The 13,168-nt window shown below is 71.9% G+C and carries 12 protein-coding genes and 1 pseudogene; 10 read left to right on the top strand and 3 right to left on the bottom strand.

Going from position 1 to position 13,168, the window contains the following annotated elements:
- Positions 1–147: 147 nt before the first annotated feature.
- Positions 148–1,347 (bottom strand): cell wall anchor protein, encoded by a 1,200-nt coding sequence (locus tag ACGFIQ_RS02470; RefSeq protein WP_393238038.1) that lies wholly within the window; start codon positions 1,345–1,347, stop codon positions 148–150.
- A 430-nt stretch (positions 1,348–1,777) separates the two neighbouring features.
- Between ACGFIQ_RS02470 and rsmD the strand changes: the two genes are divergently transcribed.
- From rsmD to ACGFIQ_RS02425, 9 genes and pseudogenes are all read left to right on the top strand, one after another.
- Positions 1,778–2,341 (top strand): 16S rRNA (guanine(966)-N(2))-methyltransferase RsmD, encoded by a 564-nt coding sequence (gene rsmD / locus ACGFIQ_RS02465; protein ID WP_393238036.1) that lies wholly within the window; start codon positions 1,778–1,780, stop codon positions 2,339–2,341.
- Positions 2,338–2,820 carry a pantetheine-phosphate adenylyltransferase gene (coaD, locus tag ACGFIQ_RS02460; protein WP_357077774.1) on the top strand — a complete coding sequence of 161 codons (483 nt, stop codon included), beginning with the start codon at positions 2,338–2,340 and terminating at the stop codon, positions 2,818–2,820. The genes rsmD and coaD overlap by 4 nt, the downstream gene beginning before the upstream one ends.
- 267 nt (positions 2,821–3,087) lie before the next feature.
- Positions 3,088–3,585 carry a hypothetical protein gene (locus tag ACGFIQ_RS02455; RefSeq protein WP_281899866.1) on the top strand — a complete coding sequence of 166 codons (498 nt, stop codon included), beginning with the start codon at positions 3,088–3,090 and terminating at the stop codon, positions 3,583–3,585.
- A 110-nt stretch (positions 3,586–3,695) separates the two neighbouring features.
- A complete protein-coding gene (locus tag ACGFIQ_RS02450) occupies positions 3,696–4,259 on the top strand; it encodes a DUF177 domain-containing protein (RefSeq protein WP_110562455.1) in 564 nt (187 codons plus the stop codon).
- A 5-nt stretch (positions 4,260–4,264) separates the two neighbouring features.
- Positions 4,265–4,438 carry a 50S ribosomal protein L32 gene (gene rpmF / locus ACGFIQ_RS02445; protein ID WP_252416735.1) on the top strand — a complete coding sequence of 58 codons (174 nt, stop codon included), beginning with the start codon at positions 4,265–4,267 and terminating at the stop codon, positions 4,436–4,438.
- Between the two features lie 114 nt (positions 4,439–4,552).
- Complete coding sequence (locus tag ACGFIQ_RS02440; protein ID WP_393238032.1) at positions 4,553–5,539, top strand: phosphate acyltransferase; 987 nt, start codon at positions 4,553–4,555, stop codon at positions 5,537–5,539.
- A pseudogene (gene rnc, locus ACGFIQ_RS02435) lies at positions 5,536–6,288 on the top strand (ribonuclease III); the annotation flags it as partial. The gene ACGFIQ_RS02440 and the pseudogene rnc, both read left to right, overlap by 4 nt.
- Positions 6,289–6,541: 253 nt before the next feature.
- Positions 6,542–7,399 (top strand): bifunctional DNA-formamidopyrimidine glycosylase/DNA-(apurinic or apyrimidinic site) lyase, encoded by an 858-nt coding sequence (gene mutM / locus ACGFIQ_RS02430; RefSeq protein WP_393238029.1) that lies wholly within the window; start codon positions 6,542–6,544, stop codon positions 7,397–7,399.
- A 222-nt stretch (positions 7,400–7,621) separates the two neighbouring features.
- Positions 7,622–9,841, top strand: coding sequence for an MMPL family transporter (locus ACGFIQ_RS02425; RefSeq protein WP_393238026.1), 2,220 nt, complete (start codon positions 7,622–7,624; stop codon positions 9,839–9,841).
- A 229-nt stretch (positions 9,842–10,070) separates the two neighbouring features.
- Here the strand turns inward: ACGFIQ_RS02425 and ACGFIQ_RS02420 are convergent, their stop codons facing one another.
- The gene (locus tag ACGFIQ_RS02420) at positions 10,071–10,913 is read right to left on the bottom strand and encodes an endo alpha-1,4 polygalactosaminidase (RefSeq protein WP_393238023.1); all 843 of its coding nucleotides are present in this window, start codon (positions 10,911–10,913) and stop codon (positions 10,071–10,073) included.
- A gap of 119 nt (positions 10,914–11,032) precedes the next feature.
- Positions 11,033–12,361: a CAP domain-containing protein gene (locus ACGFIQ_RS02415; RefSeq protein WP_393238021.1), complete on the bottom strand. Its 1,329-nt coding sequence runs from the start codon at positions 12,359–12,361 to the stop codon at positions 11,033–11,035.
- 373 nt (positions 12,362–12,734) lie between these two features.
- Between ACGFIQ_RS02415 and ACGFIQ_RS02410 the strand changes: the two genes are divergently transcribed.
- Complete coding sequence (locus ACGFIQ_RS02410; RefSeq protein ID WP_030487463.1) at positions 12,735–12,929, top strand: hypothetical protein; 195 nt, start codon at positions 12,735–12,737, stop codon at positions 12,927–12,929.
- Positions 12,930–13,168 lie beyond the last annotated feature (239 nt).

The raw sequence follows: 13,168 nt of genomic DNA, 5'->3' as shown, positions 1-13,168 counted from the left end.
CGGCGCCCCCCCCCCCCCCCCCGCCCCCCCCCCCTCTCGGCGGGGTCGGCGGGCCCGCCTCCACACTTTTGCCGGCCCCCCCCCCCCCCGCCGGCCCCCCCCCCCCGCCCCCCCCCCCGCCCTCGGTTGTTGTCAGAGCGGGTTGTCTCAGGCGGTGAAGCGGACCCGACGACGACGCGCCATCACGAACAGACCAGCACCAGCGGCGAGCAGCACCACGGCGCCAGCGATGATCCCGCCGGTCGCGGCACCGGTCAGCGGCAGCGCCGGCTCGTCCTTGTCGCCGCCACCCTGGCCCGGGTTGCAGTCGGCCGGCTTCTCCCAGGCGATCGGGCTGGTGTCGTCGAGGCCCTCGGCCGCCGGCGTCACGGTCAGACCCTCGGACGCCGGGAACTCGACGACCACGGTCTTGCCGGGCTCGACGGTCCGCTTCTGCGCCTCGCCCTTGTTCGGGGTAAGGGTGACCTCGAACGCCTTGCCGTTCGCCGGGTTGGCGAAGCCGAAGATCAGCTTGTCGCAGGTGGACTCGAAGCCCGCCTGGGGCTCGCCGGGCTTGACGCAGTCCTCCGGCGCGGTCCAGGTGTAGGGCTTGCCGACCAGCTTGTCGCCCTCGCTGACGGTGATCGCGCCGGCCTTGGCCGGAACGACGATGTCACTCTTGCTGGCGCCCGGCTTGACCGTGTAGGTCTGCGAGAAGCCTGTCGCCTTCACGGTGAGCTTGGCGTCGGTCGTGGCGTCGGCGCCGTTGGCCAACGTCACCGTGACGGCACCCTCGCAGTCGGAGGCGAAGCTGGCGGTGGGCACGGTGACCGCTGCCGGCGGGGTGGTCACGGTGGGGCTCGGGGTGGGGGTCGGGCTGGCCGGCGGCGTCGAGGTGGTCGGCGACGGCGTCGGGCTCGCCGGCGGCGTGTCCTTCTCGCAGGTGCCGCCGAACGTCACAGTGCCCTTAACGGCCTTGTCCTCGGGGTAGCCGTCGTCCCACTTGGCCTTCACCGCGAGGGTGGCCTGGGTTGCCGAGCCGGGCACCCGCTGCACGCCAGTGATCGGGGTGTTGACGTCGTACGGGTACTTGTTGGGGTCCGACACCTTGATGTTGGTCACCGTGGTGTTGGCAGGGGTGAGTTCGACACTACGCAGCCGGAAGAACTTGGAGGAGTAGTGGGCCTTGCTCTTCACGGTCCAGGTCACCACCCACTCGCCGGTGGTGGTCTCGCAGACCGCTTTGCCGCTGACCTGGGAGTAGTGGGCGCTGGCGGGGGACGCCATGACGCCGACACCGGTGAGGCCGATCAGCGCGCCTGCGGCGATAGCCGCGATGCGCCGCAACGGAGACTTGGGGAGGTTCAACGCCTGCTCCTGGTGAGGGGGGTACGGATCGCGTGCGGTGGGGTCGGGAGGCGGGGCGACCGGGTAGGTCGTCTGCTCACCGGGACGTCGCGACGCGGGGGTGTTCCCGCGCTAAGCGGGGACAGAGGGTGACTGTACTGACGAGTCATGAATGAGGGGAGTTCTCACCATTGCCGTGCGGCAATGTAGTTGATTCGTGATCTTTGATGAACGGATGGTGGTCAACTGATCACTGAGGACGGGGTGGTGCCCACGGTCGGCTGGCGGCTCCGCAGTGGACCGGGCGGCGGCGACAGAGGTCAGGGGCGTTTCAGACGCGACGGACGCCGTCAAGACCCAGCGGAGACGTCGTCCGGGGCGGCGATACGGCGGTGCTGGTCGTGGTCGGCGCCGGCTCGCGTAGCGTCGCGGGCATGAGCAGGAGGAGACGGTGACCCGGATCGTGGCCGGGACGCTCGGCGGGCGGCGGATCGCCGCGCCCCCCGGCGCCGGCACCCGACCCACCTCCGACCGGGTCCGGGAGGCGCTGTTCAGTGCCGTCCAGGCCGAGGTCGACCTCGACGGCACCCGCTTCGCCGACCTGTACGCGGGCTCCGGCGCGGTCGGGCTGGAGGCGCTCTCCCGGGGTGCGCGGCACGTCCTGCTGGTGGAGTCCGATCCCCGGGCGGCGCGGGTGATCCGGGAGAACGTGGCGACCCTGGGCGTCGGCCCGGCCGTCCGCCTGGTCGCCGGGAAGGTCGCGACGGTGCTGGCCGCCGGCCCGGACGGCGGGCCGTACGACGTGGTCTTCGCCGACCCGCCGTACGCGGTGCCGGACGCGGAGATCACCTCGCTGTTGACGACGCTCGTCGATGGTGGCTGGCTGGTGCCCGACGCGCTGGTGGTGGTGGAGCGGTCCAGCCGTACCAGGCAGTTCGACTGGGTGGAGGGGATCACCCCGGAGCGCAGTCGCCGGTACGGCGAGACCACCCTTTGGTACGGTCGCCGATCATGAGACGTGCGGTGTGCCCCGGTTCGTTCGACCCGGTCACCAACGGACACCTCGACATCATCGGGCGGGCCAGTCGGCTCTTCGACGAGGTGGTGGTTGGCGTCCTGGTGAACCAGTCCAAGAGTGGCCTGTTCACCGTCGAGGAGCGGATCGACATGCTCCGCGAGGTGACCTCGTCGTACGGGAACGTGCGGGTCGAGTCGTTCCGCGGGTTGCTTGTCGACTTCTGCCGGGCCCAGCAGGCCAGTGTGTTGATCAAGGGCTTGCGGGCGGTCAGCGACTTCGACTACGAGTTGCAGATGGCCCAGATGAACATCGGGCTGGCCGGCGTCGAGACGCTCTTCATGCCGACCAACCCGCTCTACTCGTTCCTCTCCTCAAGCTTGGTCAAGGACGTGGCGAAGTGGGGCGGCGACATCTCCGCCCACGTACCCGACCCGGTCCGCGAAGCCCTACAGGCCCGCCTGGGCCCCCGCCCCTGACCTACCCCCACCCCACACCCCGGCGATCTTGCAGTTTCGGTCGCCGGTTCGTGGTTTTTGCGGTAATTGTCGCGGCAGAAAGTGCAAGATCGCGGGGCTGGGGCCTCGCGGCGGGCGGCGGGGTGAGGGTGGGTGGCGATGTCGCGACGCGCCGCATTGGGGTGGATGGGGCTTGTGTGGGGCGAGCACGACATGATTGGTGACGCGGGGAACGGCCGTAGCCCGCATCATGGAGGTCGGCCGAGGAACGACAGGAGTGAGGTACCGGTGGACCCGCTCGATCGCATCGACGAACTGATCGCCATGGTGGAGCAGGCCCGCTCCGTCCCGATGTCGCGCAACAACTGCATGGTCGACCGGGGTGAGATGATCGCTGCCCTCGACGAGATGCGCGCCGATCTCCCCGCCGACCTGCGTCGCGCCGCCGCGCTCCTGGAGGAGCGCGACAAGATCATGGAAGCCGGCAAGCGCGAGGCGGACCGGATCATCAGCGAGGGTGAGGCAGAACACGCCCGCCTGGTCTCGGTGAACGAGATCACCGTGTCGGCCGAGCACGAGGGCGCCCGGATCATCGCCGAGGCCCGCGCCGAGGCCCAGCGCCTGCGTGAGGAGGTCGACGACTACGTCGACACCGCCCTGGCCAACTTCGAGCAGTTCCTCACCCGGGCGCTGGCCTCGATAGAGCGGGGCCGGGACAAGATGCACGCACTGCGGGAGATCGGCACCTTCGGTGGGGATGAGGCGGAACGCCCGCTACCCTTCTGAGCGGCACCTCACCAGCCGACATTCTCGCCCGGGTGTCGCCCCCGGTTCGACGGTCCGGCGGTCGCCCAGGTAACCTTTTTTGTCGGCCTCTCACCGGCCGGAGTCTGACTATGCCCAAGCACTCGCCATCGACACTCAACCCCAGGTCGCCGCTGGTCCTCGACACGAGGGACCTGCCGCGCCGCCCTGGCGCGTTGCGTGAGGTCCAGCGGGTCGTGCCGGCACCGGCGGACCTCGGCGTGGAGTTGATCGGCGTGCCGGAGGGCGCGGACCTCGACCTCGATCTGAGGTTGCAGTCGGTGTCCGAGGGCGTGCTCGTCTCCGGGACCATCACCGGTCCCGTCCGGGGCGAGTGCGGCCGTTGCCTGCGCGAGATCAACGACTCGATGGGCGTGACGATCCAGGAGCTGTACGCGTACGAGGACAGCACCACGGACGCCACGACCGACGAGGACGAGGTGGGCCGGATGCAGGGCGATCTGATCGACCTGGAGCCGGCGCTGCGGGACGCGTTGGTGCTCACGCTGCCGACCAACCCGCTCTGCCGGGAGGACTGCCCAGGGTTGTGCCCCGAATGCGGGGCGCACTGGGACGATCTGCCGGCCGACCACAGTCACCAGCAGATCGACCCGCGTTGGGCGGGCCTGTCGCAACTGACCGTTACAGAGGAGTAAGAACCGTGGCCGTCCCGAAGCGCAAGATGTCGCGCAGCAACACCCGGTCCCGCCGGGCGAACTGGAAGGCGACGGTGGTCGCGACCATCGCGTGCCCGCAGTGCAAGTCCCCGAAGCTGCCGCACGCCGCCTGCTCCGTCTGCGGCACCTACAACGGCCGCCAGGTTCTCGAGGTCTGACCTGGACGCCGAGTGACGCCCCCGACCCCGGGTCGGGCGGCGCGCGCACCCTGGCATTCGCCCGGTGCCCCGGCTTCCTCCGACGCCGGCCGGCCCACTCCGGCCGGCGTTCCGATGGAGCCGGGCACCGCGCGGATCGCCGTTGACCTCCTCGGCGGGGACGACGCTCCCGCCGTCGTGGTTGACGGCGCTCTGCGGGCCATGCGCGCCGATCCTGACCTGCACCTGCTTCTCGTCGGCCCGGCTGAGGTCGCCGACGAGCTGATCGCTGCCCTCGATCCGCCGCAACGCGCGCGGATCACGGTGCGGCCGGTCCGTGACGTCGTCGGCATGGCCGACCATCCCAGCGCCGCCCGCGCGGAGAGCACGGTCCGGGCCGCGGTGACCGCCGTGCGCGACGGGACCGCCGACGCCCTGGTCTCCGCCGGTGCCACAGGTGCCACAGTCACCGCGGCCGTGCTCGGCCTCGGCCGCTGGCCGGAGATCCGCCAACCCGCACTCGCCGCCACCCTGCCCACCGTTGCCGGGCCGGTCGTCCTCCTCGACGTCGGCGGCTCGCTGGAGCCCCGCCCGGCCACCCTCGCCCGGCACGCCGTACTCGGCGCCGCGTACGCCGCGGTGGCGCACTCGATCGCCGCGCCGCGGGTCGGGCTGCTCTCGGTCGGCACCGAGGCCGGCAAGGGCGACCGGGTCCGCCGGGCCACCGACCCGTTGCTCGCCGTCGAGCCCCTGCCCGGTGGGGCGCGCTACGTCGGCCTGGTCGAGGGGTACGACGTGACCCTCGGCTCGCGCGTCGATGTGGTCGTCACCGACGGCTTCACCGGTAACGTGCTGCTCAAGGCCATCGAGGGCGCGTACGCGATGGCTGGTGGGCCACCCGCGGAGGGCGGCGCGCCCCGCGCGGCCGCCCTGCTGGGCGTCGCGGGGACGGTGGTCGTCTGCCACGGTTCCGCTCGCGCCGACGACGTCGCCTCGGGCATAGCTCTCGCCGCCCACCTGTGGCGGCGGCGCGCCACCGATCTGGTCTCGGCGTTGCTCGACGGCGACGCCGTGATGGACCGCACCGACCGCTCCACCGACACCGAGGTACGCACATCATGAGCAACGACAAGCGGCGGCGGGCGTCCGTCGGTCATCTGGAAGCCGCGTTCGGCGTGAGCCTGGAGCCCGAGCTGCTACAGCGTGCGTTGACCCACCGCTCGTACGCGTACGAGAACGGGGGGCTGCCCACCAACGAGCGGCTGGAGTTCCTCGGTGACTCGGTGCTCGGCGTGGTGATCACCACCGCGCTCTTCCACAACCATCCGGACCTGCCCGAGGGGCAGTTGGCCAAGCTGCGGGCCAGCGTGGTCAACATGCGGGCGCTCGCCGACGTGGCCCGTGGCCTGGGCCCGGACGGCCTCGGCGTGTACCTGCTGCTCGGTAAGGGCGAGGAGACCACCGGTGGCCGGGACAAGGCGAGCATCCTCGCCGACACGCTCGAAGCGCTGCTCGGCGCGATCTACCTCCAGTACGGGCTGGACACCACCGCGATCGTCATCCACCGGCTCTTCGACCCGTTGATGGCCGAGTCGGCCGGTCGGGGCGCCGCACTGGACTGGAAGACCAGCCTGCAGGAGCTGACGGCAGCGCTCGGGCTCGGCGTCCCGGAATATCGGATCGAGGGCACCGGCCCCGATCACCTCAAGACGTTCACCGCCTGGGTGGTGGTGGCCGGCAACCGGTACGGCGGCGCCGAGGGACGCAGCAAGAAGGAGGCGGAGCAGCGGGCCGCCGAGGCCGCCTGGCGGACGCTCGCCGAGCAGAACGGCCAGGCCGGCGCCGACGGGCAGGGCGGACGGACCAGCGCCGACGGCAGAGCCAGCGTCAACGGGCAGGCCGGTGCCGACGGGCGGGCCAACACCGACGGCGGAACCGGTGCCGACGGGCAGGCCGGCGGCGACGGCCGGGGGCAGCTGATCGACCCGGACGGCTCGACCGACCGGGAGGAGCCGTTCGGGCCGCTGGAGCGCGCCGGGCGGGCGGCCCAGGCCGAGCAGGCCGACCACCTCGCGCAGGCACTGCCGGCCGAGGGTGCCGACGGCCACGAGACGGGTCTACGACGTGCCTGAGCTGCCCGAGGTGGAGACCGTCCGGCAGGGGTTGGCCCAGTGGGTCATCGGCCGTCGGATCGTCTCCGTCGAGGTCCGCCACCCGCGCGCCGTACGCCGGCATGTCCCGGGTGGCGTGCACTTCGCCGACGTCCTCGCCGGACGGACCGTGCTGGACGCTCGCCGTCGCGGCAAGTACCTGTGGTTGCCGCTGGACAGCGGCGACGCGATCATCGGGCACCTCGGGATGTCCGGTCAGCTGCTGCTCCAGCCCTCCGGCACCGCGGACGAGGCCCACCTGCGGGTCCGGTTCCGGTTCGCCGACGACGGGCCGGAGCTGCGCTTCGTCGACCAGCGCACGTTCGGTGGGCTCGCGGTCAGCGAGGGCGGCGCCGAGCTGCCCGACGAGATCGCGCACATCGCCCGCGACCCGATGGACCCGGAGTTCTCCGACGCGGGGTTCGTCGCCGCGTTGCGTCGCCGGCACACCGAGGTGAAGCGGGCCCTGCTCGACCAGACCCTGATCTCCGGGGTGGGCAACATCTACGCCGACGAGGCGCTGTGGCGCGCGGGGCTGCACGGCGGCCGACCCACCGACGCGCTGACCGGCCCGGCCGCGCAGCGCCTGCTCGGCCACGTCCGCGACGTGCTCGCCGAGGCGATCAGGCAGGGCGGCACCAGCTTCGACGCCCTCTACGTCAACGTCAACGGCGAGAGCGGCTACTTCGACCGGGCACTGAACGCCTACGGTCGCGAGGGCGAGCCCTGCCGGCGGTGTGGAACGCCGATCCGCCGTGAGGCGTTCATGAACCGATCCTCGTACAGTTGCCCGCGCTGTCAGCCACGGCCCCGGGGTTCCCTTCGGGGATGACCCGGAGTCGAGTCCGGGTCGGCACCGGCGGGTCGCGGCCGGACGCTCCGGGCTGCACCCCGGCGTACGCCCGAATCGCGGGTTGATGCCCGCCCAGCGGACCCGGCGCCCCCGGTGTGCCGGTTCCGGGGCGAACCGGGGCCGTTCCCCGATGTGACCGCCTCGTCACGCACCTAACGTCAGCACCGTTGACAGGGGGTTGACGTGACAGGGGGACCCGACATGGGGAGAAGACCGGTGACGGTGCGGCTGGCGCGGTGGAGTGCCGAGCACCCGTGGCGGGCGATCGCACTGTGGGTCGTGTTCGTGGCGGTGTGCTTCGTGGGTGGCAGCGCCGCCGGCCTCAACGAGGCCACAAGCGCCGACGAGGGGATCGGCGAGGTGGGGCGGGCCGGCCTGATCGTGGACGCCGCAAACTTCGACGATCCGGCAGTGGACAACGTGCTCGTCACCGCGCGGGGCGGCGCGCTGGACCCGGCGGCGGCGAAGGCCGCGGCCGACGACGCGGCGGCCCGGCTGCGCACGGTCACCGGGGTCGCCGAGGTGGGCCAGCCCGTCACCGCCCGGGACGGTTCGGCGCTGCTGCTGCCGATCACCATGTCCGGTGACCCGGAGACCGCCTCGGATCGGGTCCAGCCGCTGCGCGACGCCACCGCCGCCGTGCAGGCCGCGCACCCACAGGTGCGGGTCGAGCAGGTCGGCGGGCCGTCGATCGAGCAGGCGCTCGACGACACCCTGGGCAAGGACTTCAAGCGCGCCGAACTGCTCAGCCTGCCGGTCACCCTGGCCATCCTGATCATCGCGTTCGGCGCGTTGATCGCGGCCAGCGTCCCGGTGCTGCTGGCGCTCTCCTCGGTCGCCGCCGCGATGGGCCTGTCCACGCTCGCCTCGCACCTGGTGCCGGCCACCGACACCACGGCACCGGTGATCCTGCTGATCGGCATGGCGGTGGGGGTCGACTACTCGCTGTTCTACATCCGCCGGGAGCGGGAGGAACGGGCCAAGGGCCGCTCCGGCCTGGACGCGGTGGAGATCGCCGCGGAGACCTCCGGGCACGCCGTGGTGGTCTCCGGCATTGCCGTGATCATCGCGATGGCCGGGCTGCTGCTCGCCGGTGACGTGGTCTTCTCGTCCCTGGCCGTCGGCTCGATCCTGGTGGTCGCGGTCGCCGTGACCGGTTCGCTGACCGTGCTGCCCGCCCTGCTGGCCAGGCTCGGCCGCTGGGTCGACCGGCCCCGGGTGCCGCTGCTCTGGCGACTGACCGCCCCGCGCACCGACCGGCACGGCGAGCCCCGCCCGCCCCGGCTCTGGCCGGCGGTGCTCCGGCCGGCGCTGCGCGCTCCGGTGGTGACGCTCGTCATCTCGGTCGGCCTGCTGCTCGCACTGGCCGCGCCGGCACTCGGTATGAAGCTGAAGTTCCCCGGCCCGGAGGACCTGCCGCGCACCACCCCGGCCATGCAGGCGTACGACCGGCTCACCGCCGCGTTCCCGAGCAACGGCACCAACCACGTGGTGGCCGTCCGGGCACCGGCCGAGCAGGCCGACCGGGTCCGCGCCGCGCTCACCGACCTGGCCACCCGGGCCGCCGGGGATCCGCTGTTCGCCCCGGCCGAGGCGGACGGACCGAAGATCGAGGTGTCGGCCGACCGGCGGGTGTCGGTGCTCGACGTCGCCACCCCGTACACCAGTCGGGACGACCGGTCGGTGCAGTCGTTGGAGAAGCTGCGCGGGGACCTGGTCCCGGCCGAGCTGCGGGACATCCCCGGCATCGAGTACGCGGTCGGCGGCGGCGTGGCCGAGAATGTGGACTACGCGGCCCACGTCCGGGACAAGTTGCCGCTGGTGATGGGCTTCGTGCTGGTGCTGACCTTCCTGGTCATGGTGCTGACCTTCCGGTCGGTGGTGGTCGCGGCCAGCTCGATCGTGTTGAACCTGCTCTCCGCCGGTGCCGCGTACGGGCTGCTGGTGCTCATCTTCCAGGGCGAGTGGGCCGAGGGGCTGCTCGGCTTCACCTCGATGGGCGCGATCGTGTCCTGGCTGCCGCTGTTCCTCTTCGTGGTGCTCTTCGGCCTCTCGATGGACTACCACGTCTTCGTGGTCAGTCGGATCCGCGAGGGAGTCCGGGCCGGCATGCCCAACCGGGACGCCGTGTCGTACGGGATCACCTCGTCGGCCGGCGTGGTGACCAGCGCCGCGATCGTGATGGTCGGCGTGTTCTCGATCTTCGCCACGTTGAGCACGATCGACATGAAGCAGCTCGGCATCGGCCTGGCGGCGGCGATCCTGTTGGACGCCACGATCATCCGGGGAGTGGTGCTGCCAGCGTTGATGACCATGCTCGGCGATGCCAACTGGTGGGCCCCGCGTTTCCTGCGCCCGCGCCCCGCACCCGCGCCGGCCGATCCGCCGGCGGCCACCCCGGAACTGGTGCCCGTCCCCTAACCGCTCCGCCGCCCGCTCCGCCGCTTGATCAACTCGGTTTCATGAATGTCGCGGTATCCCAGGCCGTTCGATACCGCAACATCCTGAAAGTCGAGTCGATCAAGCGGCGAGGGCGGGAGGGGCGGCGGGCCGGGAGCGGCCGGCCGGGAGCCGGGACGGCTGGGGCGGAGTGTGGCCCAGGTCGACGGGGTGTGGCCCAGGACGCGACCGTGGCCCGGGCCCAGCCCGGTCAGGGGAGGGGGCAGGCTTCTCGCCACGCGTCCAGGTTGCGGTCCTTGCGGATCGAGGCGAAGCCGTAGCCGACTGTGGTGACACAGAAGTCGTCGGTCGAGGCGGCGTACTCCACGTGGAAGACCGGCTTGCCCGCGTCTGCGAACGGCAGCAGTTTGGCGCACTGGCCCAGCCGGACACACTCCTCGTTGACCGCGAAGTCGAAGTCCGGGGCCAGGGCGGCGAGCTGCGGCACGTCGTTGACCAGCCCGGGGGAGAGGCTCAGCGAGCGGGCCAGCTCGGCGAGTCGGCGGTTGAACAGCAGTTGGTCGTCGAAGTCGAGCGGAAAGCCGGTGCGGGACGCGTACCCGTCGGCGTCGGCGAGCGCAACTGCCCCGAAGCCCTTGCCCCGGCACAGCCGGAACCGGTCGGCCAGCACCGGCTTCAGCGCGTCCCAGCTTCGGACGTCCAGCCAACGGCTGTCCGGTCGGCGGGCGGGTGCGCCCCGCACGGCGTCCGGGAACCGGCTGGCGTCCGGGTCGGCGGAGCGGACCGAGCCGACATGCACCTGGCAGATCAGCCGGCGGTCCCGGTTACGCAGCTCGGCGGTCTGCGCGGCGGTGGTGTCCACCGGATCGAGCAGGAAGACATCCGCTTCCACCGCCGGGTCGAGCGGGCCGCTGAGCTGCCACTGCCACTGCCACTGGCGAGCCTGCTCGGCCGGCCACCGGGTGGGCGCGCCGGGTGGGGTCAGCTCGGTTCGGCATCCGTACGCCGGCATCACCAGGACCAGTGCGACACCGGCCGACAGGACGCGGCGCAGTGAGCGAACGGCGACGCGTCGCCGCGGCCGGATCCGCATCGGCAGCTCCCGGGTCCCGGACGGCCCCGTCGCCGCCCTTCCCGGTACGCCGCCCCCCACGCTCTGGCCCGGCGTACCTCACCGGGTCAAACGAGCGCGGGGGCGCGAACGACGCGCGGTCAGCGCGGCGCCGCGAAGACCTGCGTCCAGTACGGCCCGTTGCTGCTGGCGATGCCGACGCCGATCTCGGTGAACGCGCAGTTCAGGATGTTGGCCCGGTGACCGGAGCTGTTCATCCAGGCGTCCATCACCGCGGCCGGGGTCTGCTGGTTCCAGGCCACGTTCTCGCCGTACGTGCGCCAGGCGTAGCCGACCCGGTCCAGCCGGGCGCCGGCGTTGCTGCCGTCGCTGCCGGTGTGCGACATGTTCTTGTGGTCGGCCTGGTCCTGGCTGTGCTTCTGGGCGGCGGTCATCAGCTTGTCGTCGATGCTCAGCGCCCCGCAGCCGGCCTTGGCCCGCTCGGCGTTGACCAGGTCCACCACCTCGCGGGCCTGGGCGCTGACCGTGCCGCTGGAGCCGCTCGAACCGCTGGAGCCGTTGCTCGTGCTCGGCGCGCTGGTGCGTGGCGCGCCGCGTCGAGACGCGGCGGTGGTACGCGACGACTCCGGGGTGGGCTTGACGGTCTTGCTCGGCGACGGGCTCGGCCGGGTCGGGCTGGGCGTGTTGGTCGGGGCCGGCGCGGCGAGGGTGTCGAGGGTCGCCTGCTCGGTCGGCGCCGCCGACGCGGCGAACGTGTCGTCGACGGCGGTCGGCCGGCTGGCCCCGTCGTCACCGCCGGGCAGTCCGAGCGCACCGACACCGAAACTCACCACGAGGGTGGCTGCCGCGGCCGCGCCGCCGATCATGAGCGGCCGTCGCCAGCGGCGGGGGGAGCGGTGTCGCCCCTCGCCGCTCCGACTGACGCCGTCGGGCCGGTCACCGCTCGTCTCCGGGTCGGTGTCGGGTCGCCAGCCACCGGTGGTCTCGGGATCGGCGTCGGTGTGCCACCCGCCGGCGGCCGCCGCGGCGGGGCTGCTGGCGTGCCAACTGTCGGCGGCCGGTGAAGCGGGGCCGTCGGCCTGCCAGCTACGGGTGGCCGGTGAAGCGGGGCCGTCGGCCTGCCAGCTACGGGTGGCCGGCGAAGCGGGGCCGTCGGCCTGCCAGCTTCCGGTGGCCGGCGAAGTAGGGCCGTCGGCCTGCCAGCCCTCGGTCGGCTCGTGCTCCGGGCGGTGGGCCGGCCAGGCGGCGGTGTGGCCGTCGGCCGGTGCCGTGGGGGTCTGCGGGCCCGACTGCCAGCCGGTGGGCGGCTGCTCCCGGTCCCACGCGGCGTCGGACTGGTCGGGTTCGTCACCGAACAGATAGGCCGAGCGGGGCTCCGGGCGGTCGTGCAGCCAGGTCGGCTCGTCGGTCGGCCGCTCGGCGCGCCGGGGGGCGCCGTTCGGGTCCATCGGGTCGGTCCAGCCGTACACGCCTATGCCTCCACGGGTCGGTTGCGGGCCGGGGTGACGCTACGGCGCGCCCGCGACCTGCGGCAACGTGGCTAAGGAAGAGTTAAGGGGAACTCGGACGTCAGGGTGCGGAATTCCGCGGATCCGGGCGTACAGTAAAGGGGTCCGGACAGAGAGTGTCCGTGCCATTGCGGCAGCCCCCCGACAAGTGGACAGGTCGACGTAGAGATGATCTACGGCCTGCGAGAACTTGACGAAGGAGGGGTTTGCGGCTCAATATATAGGTGTCGCCAGTCGCGCCCGGTCATGCCCAGATACAGCCTGGAATGACAGCCGCGTGCAAAATGGGCGCGCGTTGGCCGGCCTTTCCGGCAGCGCATATCAAGGAGTCAGCATGGCGAAGGCCCTCTACGGCCACGTAGGTGCAGCGCCCGACCGGCGTCTGCTCGACGAGGTCACCAGGTTGCGTTCCAGGGTTCAGGCACTGGAGTTCGAGATCACGCGTCTGCGTGCCGACAATGATCGGCTCGCGGCGGCTGCGGCGGAGGCGGACGATCTGCTCCGTCTGGCCGAGCCAGCGCTGACCTGATCTTCGTGTCGGAAAACTGAATCGCACTCTCGCAAAATGCGCGCCGACACCTGTGTGCCGGCGCGCAACACTGTCCGGGTCCTTTCGGTGCCGACGATTTGTGATCTTGTGGGCGGTCGCGCCCTTACCGTGCTCTCGGTATCCGAATAGCGCACCGAGCGATAAGCCGATCATGAACGGCCCTCGTCCCTGTCGTGACCGTCACCACAACAGTGCGCTCGTGTTGCACGCGGCCCCGG

It is taken from the genome of Micromonospora sp. NPDC048898, assembly GCF_043198035.1.
In the GTDB taxonomy this organism is placed as follows: domain Bacteria; phylum Actinomycetota; class Actinomycetes; order Mycobacteriales; family Micromonosporaceae; genus Micromonospora.
Note: the sequence above shows the minus strand (reverse complement) of the source record. Positions and strands in the feature narration are given on the sequence as shown.

Bases quoted from the DNA above. Each gene is read 5' to 3' on its own strand.
- coaD (WP_357077774.1), top strand. From the start codon at position 2,338: ATGAGACGTGCGGTGTGCCCCGGTTCGTTCGACCCGGTCACCAACGGA.
- ACGFIQ_RS02450 (WP_110562455.1), top strand. From the start codon at position 3,696: ATGCCCAAGCACTCGCCATCGACACTCAACCCCAGGTCGCCGCTGGTC.
- ACGFIQ_RS02440 (WP_393238032.1), top strand. From the start codon at position 4,553: ATGGAGCCGGGCACCGCGCGGATCGCCGTTGACCTCCTCGGCGGGGAC.
- ACGFIQ_RS02425 (WP_393238026.1), top strand. From the start codon at position 7,622: ATGGGGAGAAGACCGGTGACGGTGCGGCTGGCGCGGTGGAGTGCCGAG.
- ACGFIQ_RS02420 (WP_393238023.1), bottom strand. From the start codon at position 10,913: ATGCGGATCCGGCCGCGGCGACGCGTCGCCGTTCGCTCACTGCGCCGC.
- ACGFIQ_RS02410 (WP_030487463.1), top strand. From the start codon at position 12,735: ATGGCGAAGGCCCTCTACGGCCACGTAGGTGCAGCGCCCGACCGGCGT.